General features: G+C 68.9%; 15 protein-coding genes. 3 read left to right on the top strand and 12 right to left on the bottom strand.

Annotated features, from left to right (window positions below; all coding sequences use genetic code 11):
• Positions 1 to 29: 29 nt before the first annotated feature.
• Positions 30 to 1,298 carry a DNA polymerase IV gene (gene dinB, locus ASE16_RS07835; protein WP_055893264.1) on the bottom strand — a complete coding sequence of 423 codons (1,269 nt, stop codon included), beginning with the start codon at positions 1,296 to 1,298 and terminating at the stop codon, positions 30 to 32.
• A 64-nt stretch (positions 1,299 to 1,362) separates the two neighbouring features.
• Between dinB and ASE16_RS07830 the strand changes: the two genes are divergently transcribed.
• The gene (locus tag ASE16_RS07830; RefSeq protein WP_055893261.1) at positions 1,363 to 2,367 is read left to right on the top strand and encodes an aldo/keto reductase family protein; all 1,005 of its coding nucleotides are present in this window, start codon (positions 1,363 to 1,365) and stop codon (positions 2,365 to 2,367) included.
• Between the two features lie 122 nt (positions 2,368 to 2,489).
• Here ASE16_RS07830 and ASE16_RS07825 read toward each other — a convergent pair whose 3' ends face one another.
• The 7 genes from ASE16_RS07825 to ASE16_RS07795 form a co-directional block, all read right to left on the bottom strand.
• Positions 2,490 to 3,137, bottom strand: a complete 648-nt coding sequence (locus ASE16_RS07825) for a hypothetical protein (protein WP_055893256.1) — start codon at positions 3,135 to 3,137, stop codon at positions 2,490 to 2,492.
• 133 nt (positions 3,138 to 3,270) lie between these two features.
• Positions 3,271 to 4,953, bottom strand: coding sequence for an MDR family MFS transporter (locus tag ASE16_RS07820; RefSeq protein WP_055893252.1), 1,683 nt, complete (start codon positions 4,951 to 4,953; stop codon positions 3,271 to 3,273).
• Entirely contained in the window at positions 4,950 to 5,582 is a 633-nt protein-coding gene (locus ASE16_RS07815; RefSeq protein ID WP_055893249.1) for a TetR/AcrR family transcriptional regulator, read from the bottom strand. Before ASE16_RS07815 ends, ASE16_RS07820 begins: the two co-directional genes overlap by 4 nt.
• Positions 5,583 to 5,655: 73 nt before the next feature.
• Complete coding sequence (locus tag ASE16_RS07810; protein ID WP_055893245.1) at positions 5,656 to 6,192, bottom strand: DUF1697 domain-containing protein; 537 nt, start codon at positions 6,190 to 6,192, stop codon at positions 5,656 to 5,658.
• Between the two features lie 3 nt (positions 6,193 to 6,195).
• On the bottom strand, positions 6,196 to 6,489 hold the full coding sequence (locus ASE16_RS07805; protein ID WP_055893241.1) for a hypothetical protein: 294 nt from the start codon (positions 6,487 to 6,489) through the stop codon (positions 6,196 to 6,198).
• 43 nt (positions 6,490 to 6,532) lie between these two features.
• Positions 6,533 to 7,315, bottom strand: coding sequence for a YidC/Oxa1 family membrane protein insertase (locus ASE16_RS07800; RefSeq protein ID WP_055893238.1), 783 nt, complete (start codon positions 7,313 to 7,315; stop codon positions 6,533 to 6,535).
• Positions 7,316 to 7,423: 108 nt separating this feature from the next.
• Complete coding sequence (locus ASE16_RS07795) at positions 7,424 to 7,729, bottom strand: DUF6412 domain-containing protein (protein ID WP_055893234.1); 306 nt, start codon at positions 7,727 to 7,729, stop codon at positions 7,424 to 7,426.
• An 86-nt stretch (positions 7,730 to 7,815) separates the two neighbouring features.
• Between ASE16_RS07795 and ASE16_RS07790 the strand changes: the two genes are divergently transcribed.
• A complete protein-coding gene (locus tag ASE16_RS07790; RefSeq protein WP_055893230.1) occupies positions 7,816 to 8,481 on the top strand; it encodes an SDR family oxidoreductase in 666 nt (221 codons plus the stop codon).
• 103 nt (positions 8,482 to 8,584) lie between these two features.
• Positions 8,585 to 10,282: a long-chain-fatty-acid--CoA ligase gene (locus tag ASE16_RS07785; protein WP_082581305.1), complete on the top strand. Its 1,698-nt coding sequence runs from the start codon at positions 8,585 to 8,587 to the stop codon at positions 10,280 to 10,282.
• A gap of 15 nt (positions 10,283 to 10,297) precedes the next feature.
• Here ASE16_RS07785 and ASE16_RS07780 read toward each other — a convergent pair whose 3' ends face one another.
• The 4 genes from ASE16_RS07780 to ASE16_RS07765 all read right to left on the bottom strand — a co-directional run bounded on the left by ASE16_RS07780 (position 10,298) and on the right by ASE16_RS07765 (position 14,118).
• Positions 10,298 to 10,786, bottom strand: coding sequence for a PaaI family thioesterase (locus ASE16_RS07780; protein WP_055893223.1), 489 nt, complete (start codon positions 10,784 to 10,786; stop codon positions 10,298 to 10,300).
• Entirely contained in the window at positions 10,783 to 12,534 is a 1,752-nt protein-coding gene (locus ASE16_RS07775; protein ID WP_055893219.1) for an APC family permease, read from the bottom strand. The genes ASE16_RS07780 and ASE16_RS07775 overlap by 4 nt, the downstream gene beginning before the upstream one ends.
• Positions 12,535 to 12,653: 119 nt before the next feature.
• Positions 12,654 to 13,559 carry an oxygenase MpaB family protein gene (locus tag ASE16_RS07770; protein ID WP_055893215.1) on the bottom strand — a complete coding sequence of 302 codons (906 nt, stop codon included), beginning with the start codon at positions 13,557 to 13,559 and terminating at the stop codon, positions 12,654 to 12,656.
• 10 nt (positions 13,560 to 13,569) lie between these two features.
• Entirely contained in the window at positions 13,570 to 14,118 is a 549-nt protein-coding gene (locus ASE16_RS07765) for a YbaK/EbsC family protein (protein ID WP_055893209.1), read from the bottom strand.
• Positions 14,119 to 14,152 lie beyond the last annotated feature (34 nt).

The raw sequence follows: 14,152 nt of genomic DNA, 5'->3' as shown, positions 1-14,152 counted from the left end.
GGCGTCCGGGCGTTCAGTCGCTCCGGCGTTCAGTCGCTCAGCCAGCGAGGGTTGCGCCCGTCGTCGGTCGCCGCCTCCGCGTCGCGCTGCCGCTTCACCAGCGACGCCGGCCCGATCATCCCGCGGCCGAAGCGCGCGCTGACCGCGTCGAGGGTGCGCTCCGTCTCCCGCCACTCGTCGTCAGGGTCCCAGAGGGCGAGGCTGTCCCCTCCCGCTTCGAGCAGCTGCTCCGCCCGCACGCCGATCAGCCGGATGGGCGTGCGACCGAGGTCGAGCCCTTCGTAGATCTGCCACACCTCCTCGAAGATGCGCCGTCCGACATTGGTCGCCTCGCCGAGGGTGCGCGACCGCGTCACCGTGCGGAAGTCGGAGAACCGGAGCTTCAGGGCGACCGTGCGCCCCTCGAGGCCGTTCTTGCGAAGGCGCTCCCCCACCTGGTTGGACAGTCGCAGCAGTTCGCGGCGCAGCCGGTCCTGATCGGAGACGTCCGTCTCGAAGGTCATCTCGTGCCCGACGCTCTTCTCGCGCGTCTCCGTCACGACCGAGCGCGGGTCTCTGCCGTTCGCGAGCTCGTGCAGCTTGCTGCCGGACGCGTCGCCCACCGCCTTCTGCAGCACGGAGAGCGGTGCGTCCGCGAGGTCGGCGACGGTGCGCATCCCGAGTCGTTCGAGCGCCTGCTGGGTGCTCGCGCCGACGCCCCAGAGCGCACCGACGGGGAGAGGCCGAAGGTAGTCGATGATCGCGGACTCCGGGATGACCAGCACCCCGTCCGGCTTGGCTCGACCGGAGGCGAGCTTGGCCATGAACTTGGTCGGCGCTGCCCCCACCGAGCAGGTGAGGCCCGTCTCCTCGAACACGCGCGCTCTCACCAGCTCCGCGATGCGTTTCGGCGAACCGAGTAGCCGCCTGGCTCCCGCGACGTCGAGGAACGCCTCGTCGATGCTCAGCGCCTCGACCAGCGGAGTCACCTCGGAGAAGATCGCCATGACCTTCTCCGAGTACTCCTTGTACTTGTGCATGTGCGGAGGCAGGATGATCGCCTGCGGGCACAGCCGGATGGCCTGCGACATCGGCATCGCCGACCGCACCCCGAACTTGCGGGCCTCGTACGTGGCGCTCGTCACGACGGAGCGAGGGCCTGGCTGACCGACGATGGCGGGTTTGCCGCGCGCATCCGGCCGGTCGAGCAACTCGACGGAGGCGAAGAACGCATCCATGTCGACGTGCAGGATGGTGGCGGACGAGTCGTCGATTGGCTCGGTGGTCACCCGCCTGTCGCTGCCGTCCGCTCGTCCCACTCCACCAGCTTGCCACGCTCCCCTGACAGCGGCGCAGGATCGCCGGTCGGGTAGCGTGAACACTATGGAATTCAGGTACCTCGGCAACAGCGGACTCAAGATCTCCGAGATCATCTACGGCAACTGGCTCACCCACGGCTCCCAGGTGGAGAACGACATCGCGCTGCAGAGCGTGCGCGCAGCACTGGATGCGGGCATCACCACCTTCGACACGGCGGACGCGTACGCCAACACGGCAGCGGAGAAGGTGCTCGGCGACGCCCTGAAGAACGAACGGCGCGCGTCGCTGGAGATCTTCACCAAGGTCTACTGGCCGACAGGCCCCAAGGGTCACAACGACGTCGGCCTCTCCCGCAAGCACATCTTCGAGTCGATCGACGGGTCGCTCCAGCGCCTCGGCACCGACTACGTCGACCTCTACCAGGCACACCGCTACGACTCGGAGACCCCGCTCGAGGAGACCATGCAGGCGTTCGCCGACGTCGTCCGCGCCGGCAAGGCGCTCTACATCGGCGTCTCGGAGTGGAACGCCGAGCAGCTCCGCGCCGGCGCAGCGCTGGCGAAGGAGCTGAACGTCCAGCTCATCTCCAACCAGCCGCAGTACTCCATGCTGTGGCGGGTCATCGAGGGCCAGGTCGTCCCCACCTCCGCCGAGCTCGGCATCTCGCAGATCGTCTGGTCGCCTGTGGCGCAGGGCGTGCTGACCGGCAAGTACCTGCCGGGTGCAGAGGCACCGGAGGGCAGCCGCGCCGCGGACAGCAAGGGCGGGGCGAACGCGATCAAGTCGTTCATGAACGACGACGTGCTCACCGCCGTACAGCGCCTCCACCCGATCGCGGACGAGCTCGGCATCACCATGGCGCAGCTCGCCGTGGCGTGGGTGCTGCAGAACCCGAACGTCGCCGGCGCCATCGTCGGCGCATCCAAGCCGGAGCAGGTCGCGTCCAACGCCGCGGCCGCCGGCATCCGCCTCTCCGGCGACGTGCTCGCCCGCATCGACGAGGCCGTCGGCGACGTCGCCGTCACCGACCCCGCCGAGACCGTCTCCCCCGCACACCGCCCCGCCTGACCCCCTCCCCCTCCCGAGCAACCCCCGCCATCGAGCCGGGACGTGTGCACGCCTGAGCACGGCGTCTCGTGTGCACAAGTCCCGGCTCGATGATGTGGGACAGGGGCCGGGAAGAGGCAGGGTCAGACGAGGGCGGCGACGACGGGGGCGAACCAGGCGCGGAAGGCGCGGGAGTCGTCGCGGAGGCTGGTGCTCAGGATGACGGAGTGCGGGCCGACGATCCAGGCGCCGCTCTCCTCCAGGGGAAGCACGGCGAGGTCGAGGCGGAAGTATCCGGCCTGCCTGCGCAGCTCGTGCTCGCGGTCGCGCACGACGTCCACGATGTCCGCCGCCCGTCTGGCGTGCGTCTCGATGCTCGCCCGCGCGTATTCGTCGTGCCGTTCCGTCGCCCACAGCAGCGCTTCGTCGAAGTGCTCCAGGATGAGGTCCTGCAGCTCGATCGCGCGGTCGAACGCTGTGAAGTGCGGCGGCTGCAGGAGCGAGCCTGCTGCTCTGCGCTCCCTGTCGACGGTGAACTCGAACCACGCCAGCCACTGCTCCTCCAGCGAGCCGCGCCCCTGCCCTGGATGCACGGCCGGGCGCCGGGCGGGAAGCACCGGCAGCGCGCCCGTCGCCGGATGCAGCACGGGCGCCACCGCGGGAGACAGTCGAGGGATGACCGGATCGCCGATCCCGTCGAGGTGCCCCAGGTCGCGGAGGGCGAGCGCCATCAGCAGGTCCCAGGGGCAGTCCTCTGTGACCTGCCATCGAAGGGTGCCCTCGACGAACATGCCGTCATTGTAGGAGCGTCGGCCGCGCGTGACCAGTGTCCTGCCCGCGACCACGCACGGTTGAGACGCCGAGCACACGGAAACGGCCCGCCCTCCCGAAGCCGGGGAGGGCGGGCCGTGGACGTCCAGCGGGTCAGCTCCGGATGAGAGTGCCGTCCCGCTCGTCGTCCAGAGAGGCGGGCGCCGTGTCGGACGCCGCCTCCGCCTGGTCGGCGGCGACCGCATCCAGCACGGGATGCGTCGAGCCGTCCGTCTCGATCGACGTCGCGACCGCGTCGCGCTCGATCGTCGTCGCCAGCGGCTTCTCCACCACGAACAGCAGCAGCACGGCGGCGACGAGCAGCAGCGGCACCATGTAGAGGAAGACCGGGGTGAGGGCGTCGTTGTACGACCCGACGATCACGTCGCGGATCGGCGTGGGAAGGCCCTTGACGATGGCCGGGGTCAGCGAGTTGCTGCCACCGCCCGCCTGGGCGCCCGCCGGCATCCGCTCGGTGAGGAGCTGGGTGAGCCGGGTGGCGAACAGGCTTCCGACGATCGCCGAGCCGAGCGACGCGCCGATCTGCCGGAAGTAGTTGTTCGACGCTGTGGCCGTTCCGACCTGGCTGACCGGGAACGAGTTCTGCACGATCAGCACCAGGATCTGCATGCTCATCCCGAGCCCGACGCCCATGATGGCGAGGAAGCTGCAGAGCACCCAGATCGGCAGGGTCGGGGTCATGGTCGACAGCAGCACCAGGGCTCCTGCGACGATCACGGTTCCGGTGACGGGAAGCCACTTGTACCTGCCGGTCTTGCTGACGAGCTGGCCGGAGACGATCGAGGTGATGAGAAGTGCGGCCATCATCGGGATCATCAGGAACCCGGCCTCTGTCGCGTTCGCGCCCGTCACCATCTGCAGATAGGTCGGCAGGTATGCGAGGGCTCCGAACATCGCGATGCCGATGATGAGACCGGCGATCGTGGTCAGGTTGAAGTTGCGGTCACGGAAGAGCGGGAGCGGCATGATCGGCTCTGCTGCGGCGCGCTCCACGAACACGAACGCGATCCCGGCCACGACCGTGCCGACGATGAGCGAGAGGATGACCGGCGAGTTCCAGTCATACGTCGTGCCGCCCCAGGTGGTGACGAGCACCAGGCAGGTGGATGCGATGGCCAGCAGCCCCATGCCCGCCACGTCGATCCGCGGCTTGCGCTGAGCGTTCTTGGGCAGGCGGAGGAAGGCGACAGCGGACGCGATGGCGAGGATCCCGAGCGGGATGTTCATCCAGAATGCCCAGCGCCAGCCGATGCTCTCGGTGAACCAGCCGCCGAGCAGCGGGCCTGCGACGCTCGACAGGGCGAAGACGCCGCCCATGATGCCCATGTACCGTCCACGTTCGCGGGCGGGGACCACATCGGCGATGATCGCCTGCGACAGGATCATCAGACCGCCGCCGCCGAGACCCTGCACGGCGCGACCGACGATGAGCCAGGTCATGTCGCCGGCGAGGCCGCCGATGACGGACCCGGCCATGAACAGGCCGATGGCGATGATGAACAGCCCCTTGCGGCCGATCAGGTCGCCGAGCTTGCCGTACACCGGCAGCATGATGGTCGAGGCCAGGATGTACGCCGTGGTCACCCACAGCATGTGGTCGACCCCGTTGAGCTCGCCGACGATGGTCGGGAGGGCCGTGGAGAAGATCGTCTGGTCGAGGGATGCGAGGAGCATCGTGACCATCAGGCCCGCGAAGAGCAGGAGGATGGTCTTCTTCTGAGGAGATCCGGCGGACGGTGCGTCCGCGGTCTCCTGCCGTGTTGCTGTCTGACTCATGAGAGTGCCTGAATCGCCTTTCCTGCGAGCTCGACGGCTCGCGTCCGAAGTTCGTCTGCGTCGCGCTCCGTGCCGTCCGCCACCCACTCCTTGACGGCGGCGCGGATGGCGCCGCCGCAGAGCGGCAGGATCAGCTCGGCGAGCGATGCGCGTTCCGCCGCGTCGTACGCGGAGAACGCCTGGTCGTGCGAGAGGAGGTCGGAGACGCCCGCGACGAGCTGCTCCCCCATCCTGGTCATCTGGGCGAACTGTCGACGGAGCAGTTCCGGGTGCTCCTTGACGATCGCCAGGCGGGCATCGTGCAACGCGGTGTCCCCGATGGCGGGGCCGATCACGTGCAGCAGGAGCCCGACGATCTGTTCGACGATGCTCTGCCCTGCGGTGTCTGCCCTGTGCTGCGCGACGAACGCGTCGTCGACGGGGAGGTCGCGCATCCCGAGGATGGCGTCCTCTTTGCTCTCGAAGTAGTTGAAGAATGTGCGGGGCGAGACGAGCACCCTGGCGCAGATCGCGTCGACGGTGGCGTTCTCGAGCCCGACCTCCGCGACCAGGAGCACGGTGGCGCGTTCGAGCTGCGCCCGTGTCTCCAGGCGTTTGCGCTCGCGCAGTCCGAGGGTTTCCGATGTCACCCTGCTATTGTTGCATCAACTGCAACTTTTCTAAACTGTAAGAATGCAGTTCTGCATTATTCGCGGAGAACGTTCAGCTTCTCGCGTCCAGCTCCTCGATCAGGCGGAGCACCGTCCGCCAGTTGCGGCCGGTCGCCACCGAGCCGACCTCGCGCCAGAAGGCCGGCTTCAGCTTCGACTTCGAGACTCCGAGCGGGCACCACTGGTAGACGGCCCGCTCACCGAGTTTGACCAGCTCCGGCTGGATGGCGTCCTCCTCCGGAACGGCGAGGGAGCCAGGCACGGGATGGTCGAGGAACGTCACCATCAGCTTCGAGTGATCGTCGCCCTCCTGCAGCAGCGGATTGGCGGCCGCGACAGCGCGGAACTGCTTCTCCGTGAGCAGGACGACGCGGGCGGCGACCCCTGAGCGCTTTTCGATGCCGGCTTCGACGGTCGCCGCAACGGTGGCGGTCGGGACGGCGTCCGCGTCGAACACGACGTTCCCGCTCTGCAGGAAGGTCGTGACGTTTGCGAATCCCGCGTCCGCGAACGCCGCGGCCAGGTCGGCCTTCGCTACCCTGGTGGATGCGCCGACGTTGATGCCGCGCACCAGCCCGACCCCGTGCATCCCCTACCCGTCGATCGGGTCGGCGGTGACCAGCAGCGCCTGGGCGATGGTCGCCTGCTCGTACGGCCCTCTGCCGTCGCGCCGGTGCTGCGGCTCGCTGAACGCGACCAGCCACGACGTGACGTCGCCCGCCGGCAGGTTCACGCTGCGGAGGCTGGCGGCGCCGGGGGCGATGATCACGCCGGTCGGCTCCCCCACCCAGTCCTCTCCGCTCTCCGTCTGCGGCTCACGCACGTACACCTGGACACCGACGCCGAACCCAGGAGCGGCGTCGACGGCGGTCTTGCGGTTCTTCATGGACCAAGCATCCCACTCGCGCCTGCGGACGACACGCGCCTGGTCAGCGCGCCGCGGACGGCTCGATCCTGCCGTCCGGCCGGTGCCGCGCCGGGTCGAGAAGGCGGCGCAGGGTGAAGCGTTCCGCGACCGTCCACGCCGTGGAGGTGAGGATGTAGACGGCGGCGGCCAGCGGCACGAAAGCCGCGAAGACGACGGTCACATATGGAAGGAACGACATCGCCCGCACGAGGCCGACCGGCGTCTGGCCTGCGGCGCCCTCCTGCTGCGGAAGGGTGAGCACGCGCCGCGACACCGTGGTCACGATCGCGATCATGGCGAGCACGACCAGGTAGACGACCATCGCCGGCCAGACGGCAGCTCCCGCACTGGTCAGCCCGACGAAGCTCGTGCCGAGCGGAGCGCCGAACACGTGCTCGCCGAGGAGTGCGTTGGCGTGGCCGGAGATCATCGGATGTGTGAAGACGGCGTAGACGAGGGAGATGACGGGAAGCTGCGCGAGCAGCGGAAGCATCCCGGCGAAGGGCGAGACCTTCTCCCGCTGGTAGAGCTCCATCGTCTTCCTGGTCAGCAGCTCGCGATCCTTGCCGTGCTTGCGCTGCAGCTCGGCCAGGTGCGGCGCGAGGCGCCTGCGGTTGTACTCGGCGCGCACCTGGCTCATCCCGACAGGGATGAGCAGAGCGCGCACGAGCACGGTGAGCACGACGACGGCCAGCAGGCCGCCGAGGGTTCCTGCGACCGGCGCGAGAGCGTCGGAGAGACCGGTGACGAGACCGTATGTCGCGTCGAGGATGGCCGCGATGGGGCCGAAGGAGAAGATGTCCACGAGAGGGTGTCCCTGCTGTCGAACGGATGGGTGGATTCCGTCTGACCGCGGTGGCAGGCGTCGGCCTGCCAGGCAGGGCGGAGCCGTGCTGGACGGGGCCCGCGCCTGCTACGCGGTCTGCAGGGCGATGCCGGGCGCTCGCGGGCGGGGGCGACCGTCCGCATCCGGATCGGACTGGCTGAGCATGGCGCTCTTGTCCGCCGGCTCGATCGGGCGTTCCAGGCGTGCGCGCACCCGCAGCGACGCCGCGATGGCGACGATCGACCTGAGCCCGGCGGCCGCGACGACCGCGACCAGTCCGATGGCACCCGCCATACCGGCGAGAGCGATGATGCTGGCCGGCGTGGATGCGGAGAGCACGTTCTCGAGCGAGGTGGCGAAGAGCCGCCCCAGAAGCTCGAAGAACGTCAGCATGGTGTTGACCGTAACAAATTCCCAGCCGATTCGCTGGAGGTGTTCGCCGTGGGCGCATCCGTGTCCAGCGGGTCCATGATGGAAGCATGACTCGTGTTGTGATCGTCGGTGCCCATGGAAAAGTCGCCCAGCAGTTGATGCGCGTCCTCTACGACAACGGGGACGACTTCGTCGGCATCGTGCGCGGGGAGGAGCACGCCGACGACGTCTACCGTCTCGGCGGCGAGGGCGTGCTGCTCGACATCGAGCAGGCGACGCCCGAGCAGTTGGCGACGGCCTTCTCCGGATCGGACGCCGTGGTGTTCACCGCCGGGGCGGGCGGAGGGTCGAGCATCGAACGCAAGCGCACGGTCGACTACGCGGGCTCGGTGAAGTCGATGCAGGGCGCCGTGATCGCGGGCGTCCGCCGCTTCGTGCAGGTGTCAGCCTGGGGCGTCGACGCCCCGCTGCCGGAGGACACCGAGCCGGTCTGGCGCGCATACGTCGAGGCCAAGCGCGACGCGGACGCTGTGCTCCGCGAGTCAGGGCTCGACTGGACCATCCTCCGCCCTGGCGGCCTCACCTTCGACGAAGGCACGGGGCTTGTCACGCTCGGCGACAGCGTGGAGCGCGGCAGCATTCCGCGCGAGGACGTCGCGCGACTGATCAGCGCGTGCATCGACGAGCCTGCGAGCATCGGGCATGTCTGGGAGGTCGTCTCCGGCTCGACGCCGATCGCCGACGCCGTGCGCGCGCAGGTCGGCGCCGCGTAGGCTTGCGACCGTGAGTTCCGAAGTCGACAACGCCGCCGAAGACACCCCATCAGCCGAGAGCACCGGAGCGGGCAGCTCCGGAGCCGGCAGCACCGCTTCGGGTATGGCCCCCGGCGACTACGCCACCAGGCCATGGCTGCGCAGCTACGCGCCCAACGTCCCCGACGATGTCGAGCTGCCCGCCGGTTCCCTCGCGCACCTCATCGACGACTCCGTCGCGCGCTACCCGCGCAACGTCGCGCTGGAGTTCTTCGGCGCGACCACGACATACGCCGAGCTGGGAGACCAGATCGCCCGGGCGGCGGAGGGGCTGCGCAAGCGCGGGGTCCGCAAGGGCGACAGGGTGGCGCTCGTGCTTCCGAACTGCCCGCAGCACGTCGTGGCCTTCTACGCGGCGCTGCGTCTCGGGGCGGTGGTGATCGAGCACAACCCGCTCTACACGCCGCGCGAGCTCCGGCACCAGTTCGAGGACCACGGGGCGACCGTCGCGATCGTCTGGGACAAGGTCGCGAAGACCGTGCAGGAGCTGCCGGCCGACCTCGGGGTGACCACGGTCATCTCGATCGACATCACCAGGGCGATGCCTGCATCCAAGCGGGTCGCCCTCCGGCTGCCCGTCCGCGCGGCACGCCAGGCCAGGGAGCAGCTCACCGCGAAGGTCAGCGGCACGGTCACCTGGGAGACGCTGATCGGCGGCCGCAAGCTGAAGGCGTCGTACCCCAGGCCGGAGCGCGACGATCTCGCGCTCATCCAGTACACCAGCGGCACCACCGGGCAGCCGAAGGGCGTGATGCTCAGCCACCTCAACCTCGGGGTGAACGCCGCGCAGGCGCGGGCGTGGGTGCCGACTATCGAGCGCGGAACCTCGGTCGTCTACGCCGTCCTCCCCCTGTTCCACGCCTACGGGCTGACGCTCTGTCTGACCTTCGCGATGAGCATGGGCTCCCGTCTCGTGCTGTTCCCCAAGTTCGACCCCGACCTGGTGCTGGACGTGGTCAAGAAGCACCCTGCGACGTTCCTTCCCGCCGTGCCCCCGATCTACGAGCGCCTGGTGACGGCGGCGGAGAAGCGGAAGGTGTCGCTCTCCGGCATCGAGATCGCGATCTCCGGCGCGATGAGCCTGCCGGACAGCATCGTCAAGCTGTGGGAGGGCAAGACGGGCGGGTACCTGGTCGAGGGCTACGGGCTCTCAGAGTGCTCCCCCGTGCTGATGGCCAACCCTGTCGGCTCGACGCGCCGGGACGGCACGGTCGGCCTCGCGCTTCCGAGCACGCAGCTGCGCGTTGTGGACCCGGAGGATCCGGCGACCGACCGCGCGTTCGGCGAGGAGGGCGAGCTGCTGGCGAAGGGCCCGCAGGTCTTCTCGGGATACTGGCACAAGAGCGACGAGACGGCCAAGGTCTTCACCGACGACGGCTGGTTCCGCACCGGCGACATCGTCACGATGGACGAGGACGGCTTCGTGCGCATCGTCGACCGGATCAAGGAGCTCATCGTCACGGGCGGCTTCAACGTCTCGCCGACCGAGGTCGAGGACGCGCTGCGGGCGTTCGAAGGCGTCGCGGACGTGGCCGTCGTCGGCGTCCCGCACCAGCGCGGGGGCGAGGATGTCGTCGCAGCGGTCGTGATGAAGCCGGGCGCATCGTTCGACGAGGCGGCCATCCGCGCGTTCGCGAGGGACACCCTCACGGCGTACAAGGTGCCGAAGCACATCACCCAGGTGGACGACCTGCCACGCTCGATCGTCGGCAAGGTGATCAGACGCAAGGTGCGCGACCAGCTTCTCGCCGCGAAGAACTAGCGAGCAGACCGAGCCTCAGAGGGCGAACACCAGCAGCGATCCCGTCGCCGTCGCGACCACCTTGCCAGATCCGTCCGTCACCACGCCGTCGGCGAAGGCCACCCTGTTGCCTGGCTTGGTCACGTGCGCGACGCAGGTCAGCCGGCCGGCGCCGGCGAGCACGGGGCGCAGGTAGTTGACCTTGATCTCGATCGACGTGTATCCCTGGCCCTGCGGCAGCGTGGTCTGGACCGCGCAGCCGAGGGCCGAGTCGAGGAGCGTGCAGACCAGGCCGCCGTGGACCGTGCCGATCGGGTTGTAGTGGGACTCGTCCGGCTCGCAGACGAACGTCGCCGTCCCCTGCCCCACCTCGGTCAGCCGCATGCTCATCAGGTTGGTGATGGGCGGCGGAGGGAGTTCCCCTGCGAGCATCGACCGGAGGTAGTCGAGACCGCTCATGGTGGGCATGACGGCCACACCGGGTGCCGGGTCCTCCCATTCGACGAGGCGCTGGCGTTCGCTCACTCGGTGTCCTTTCTGGGGAGGGCCGGGTCGTCGGGCGGGAGCTCTGACGGTTCCTTGACCGGTTCGAGTGTCTCCGCGTTGATGGGGATCTGTCCAGGGGGAAGATTGGAGAAGTCGGGCGCGATGATGGTCGGCGGGATGCCGGAGTCCGGCAGACCGAACGCGGGGACGACGCCCTCCGGCGACAGCACCAGGTCGTCCGACCGGCGCGGGAGCGTCCTGCCGCGGAAGTAGTCCGGCCTGCGCCACCACCAGATGGCCATCAGCACCAGGCCGATCAGCAGCCCGCCGACGCCTACGACCGCCTCGGCGCCGATGCCGAAGATCGTGACGTTCTTGCCGTTGTCGTCCACCAGCCAGTCGACGGCGGCGAAGTTGATCAGCCCGTAGATGAAGACGTACGTGAGCATGATGCCGCCGACCAGCGGGAAGAGGCCGCGCATCACGATGTTGCGGAAGCTGCGGAACAGCGTCTTGCGGTAATACCAGACGCAGGCGTACCCGGTGAGTCCGTAGTAGAACGCGATCATCAGGCCGATCGAGCCGATCAGCGCCAGCAGCAGCGCGGGGCTGATGAAGGTGAAGATGAGATAGAAGACCGCCGAGACGATCCCCATCCCGATCGTCGCCCAGGTCGGCGTGAGGAACCTCGGGTGGATGCGCGCGAACTGCTCGGGGATGGCCTTGTATGCCGCCATCGAGAGCGCCGTTCGCGCCGTGGGGAGGATGGTGGTCTGGGTGGAGGCGGATGCCGAGGTCAGGATGGAGAAGCCGAGCAGTGCCATCAGGATCGCCCCGAGAGGTCCCCCGCCGAACAGGGTCGGGCCGATCGCGGAGAACACGTCGCCGGAGTTGGCGGGATTCGCCAGGCCGATGCCCTTCTCGCCGACCCCGGCGAAGGCGACGGTCGCGACCGTGACCACCGCGTAGGTGGCGAGGAGGAGCAGGGTGCTGATGACGGCGGCGCGGCCGGGCGTCTTGCCAGGGTCCTTCGTCTCCTCGTTGACGGAGACGGCCGTGTCCCAGCCCCAGTAGATGAAGATCGCGGTCAGCATGGCCGGGGCGATCGTCTTGCTGAAGTCGAGGGTGAACGGGTTGAACCAGTCCCACTGCGGGATGAGCGAGTACGGCTCCGCGTTGCCGGTGTAGACCTTCACCAGTGCGAACACCGCGAAGAAGATCAGGATGATGACCTCGAACGACAGCAGAACGTACTGCAGCCTGGCCGAGATCTCGATGCCGCGATAGCAGATCCAGGTCATGATCGCGATCCAGAGCAGCCCCGCGATGGTCGTGGCGACCGTATTGGTGGCGAGATCGGCGACAGCAGGCAGACCGAAGCTGCCGACGAAGGTGAACGAGTACGATCCGGCGATCTGCGCGAGATTCGCCATCACGATCACGTCGGCGACGATGATGCCCCAGCCGCCCATCCACCCGGTCACAGGGCCGAACGCCCTGGTGGCCCAGGTGAACGTCGTCCCGCAGTCCGGCTCCGCTTTGTTGAGCTCCTGATACGCCACGGCGATGAGATACATCGGGATGAAGGCGAGCAGCACGATGCCAGGCGCCTTCACGCCGGCGACGACCGTGCCGCCGACGACGATGAAGCCGAGGCTCGCGGCCAGGCTGTACGCGGGAGCGGTCGATGCCACTCCGACGACGACGCTGGAGACGAGGCCGAGGGCTCCGCCTTTCAGCCCTTTGGATTCCACATCCTCCGGTTTGGAGGGGACGGTCGCTGTCATTCTGCTGCTCCCACCGACTCGGGTCCGCTCACCACTGAGCGGGCCGGCTGGACACAGGCTAACTCCAAAACCACCGGAATGCGCCACAGGCGACGCCGATGCGACCTCTGAGAATCGCTTCAGGCTGCTGCGAGGCGCGCCAGGCGGCGGCGTGCGGCGAGCTCCGCCTGGGTCTGCGGGCCGAGCAGGACCCCGGCGCCCTTCAGGACGGCGGACGTCGCCGTGTGGACGGGGAACGCCCTGTCGAACGGCGTCGCCCGGAAGCCGAGCATCGCACGGTGACGCGGTTCGAGGGTCGAGACCGCGGCGCGGAAGACCACCCGGTACGACGGCCGCAGCATCCTGCGCAGCGGAGGGCGCCGGATGAACCGCACGATCTCCTCGACCTCAGGACCTCCGCGGAGCTCGCCTGCGTCGGTGTATCCGTCGATCTGCGCCCGCAGCTCCTCCGCGCTACGCGGCGGCCGCTCCACGCCCATCAGCTCGCCGGCCGTCGCCCACTGCGCCACGTACTCGTCGGCGCCCCCGGGGATGGGACTCCCCCAGTGCTCGTGCGCGGTGAGGAAGGCGTCGGCGAAGGCGACATGGACCCACGCAGCCAGCTCAGGGTCGTTCGCCGCATACGGGCGGGTGACGCCGTGCCCGTCCACGAACGTGCCGGTGACCCGTTTGTGCATCGCACGCACCATCTGCGAGCTCGCGAGAGCCTGCCCCGTGCTGCCGAACGTGACCGTGTGGATCCACTGGATCGTGCCGGCCAGACGGCCGAGCGGATCCTCGCGGAACCGGGAGAAGTCGCGCACGCCCGCGAGCGCGCCGGGGTGCAGCGCCTGCAGCAGCAACGCCCGCACTCCGGCCACCAGCGTCGGCATCCCGCCGTGCACCACCCACGGTGCGCTGCCTGCGGAGAAGAAGCCTGCGTCGTCGCCGTCCTCCAGCGCGAGCACCCAGCGCGGAACCTCGTCGGAGCGACCGGCGAGCGTCTCGATGAGCCGCGACCGGACGGGCTCCAGAATGCCGGTCATCTCCCGATCCTCACGACTCCTGGCCGAGTCCGTCGACCACGGTCGCGTTCGGCAGTTCGCCGAGCAGTCGCCCGGGCAGCAGGATCTTGGAGCGGCGCACACCGGAGCCGATGATGACGACGTCCGTCTCCGCCACCCGGCCGTCGACGAACACCGGCCACTCCGCGGGCAATCCGATCGGGGTGATGCCTCCGTACTCCATGCCGGTGAGCTCGACGGCGCGGTCCATCGACAGGAACGACGCCTTCCGCACATCCAGCAGCCGCTTCACGGTGTTGTTGACGTCGGCGCGAGTGGTCGCGAGCACGACGCACGCGGCGATCCGCTCGACGCCCTCACGTTTGCCTGCCACCACCACGCAGTTCGCGAGGGTGGACGCATCCAGCCCGAACTGCTCACGCGTGGCGGCGGTGTCGGAGACGGCGGGGTCGATCTCCACCACGCCGACATCGTCCAGCCATCCGGATGCGGTCAGTGCGCCGGCCGTCGTCGGCGCGAGGAGTTCCGTGGCAGTGGAGGCGGGTGCTGTGGTCAGCCCGCCGAGAGTGAAGACGCCCATACTCCCTAATCTGCAACACCCGACGCCGGAACGC

It is taken from the genome of Leifsonia sp. Root227, from assembly GCF_001428745.1.
Classification (GTDB): Bacteria; Actinomycetota; Actinomycetes; order Actinomycetales; family Microbacteriaceae; genus Leifsonia.
The sequence above is the reverse complement of the archived record's forward strand: the minus strand, read 5'-3'. Positions and strand labels throughout refer to the sequence as shown.

What these genes read in the sequence shown, in the direction of transcription:
- ASE16_RS07830 (WP_055893261.1), top strand. Translation starts at nt 1,363, where the DNA reads ATGGAATTCAGGTACCTCGGCAACAGCGGACTCAAGATCTCCGAGATC.
- ASE16_RS07825 (WP_055893256.1), bottom strand. Translation starts at nt 3,137, where the DNA reads ATGTTCGTCGAGGGCACCCTTCGATGGCAGGTCACAGAGGACTGCCCC.
- ASE16_RS07820 (WP_055893252.1), bottom strand. Translation starts at nt 4,953, where the DNA reads ATGAGTCAGACAGCAACACGGCAGGAGACCGCGGACGCACCGTCCGCC.
- ASE16_RS07810 (WP_055893245.1), bottom strand. Translation starts at nt 6,192, where the DNA reads ATGCACGGGGTCGGGCTGGTGCGCGGCATCAACGTCGGCGCATCCACC.
- ASE16_RS07805 (WP_055893241.1), bottom strand. Translation starts at nt 6,489, where the DNA reads ATGAAGAACCGCAAGACCGCCGTCGACGCCGCTCCTGGGTTCGGCGTC.
- ASE16_RS07795 (WP_055893234.1), bottom strand. Translation starts at nt 7,729, where the DNA reads ATGCTGACGTTCTTCGAGCTTCTGGGGCGGCTCTTCGCCACCTCGCTC.
- ASE16_RS07790 (WP_055893230.1), top strand. Translation starts at nt 7,816, where the DNA reads ATGACTCGTGTTGTGATCGTCGGTGCCCATGGAAAAGTCGCCCAGCAG.
- ASE16_RS07785 (WP_082581305.1), top strand. Translation starts at nt 8,585, where the DNA reads ATGGCCCCCGGCGACTACGCCACCAGGCCATGGCTGCGCAGCTACGCG.
- ASE16_RS07775 (WP_055893219.1), bottom strand. Translation starts at nt 12,534, where the DNA reads ATGACAGCGACCGTCCCCTCCAAACCGGAGGATGTGGAATCCAAAGGG.
- ASE16_RS07770 (WP_055893215.1), bottom strand. Translation starts at nt 13,559, where the DNA reads ATGACCGGCATTCTGGAGCCCGTCCGGTCGCGGCTCATCGAGACGCTC.
- ASE16_RS07765 (WP_055893209.1), bottom strand. Translation starts at nt 14,118, where the DNA reads ATGGGCGTCTTCACTCTCGGCGGGCTGACCACAGCACCCGCCTCCACT.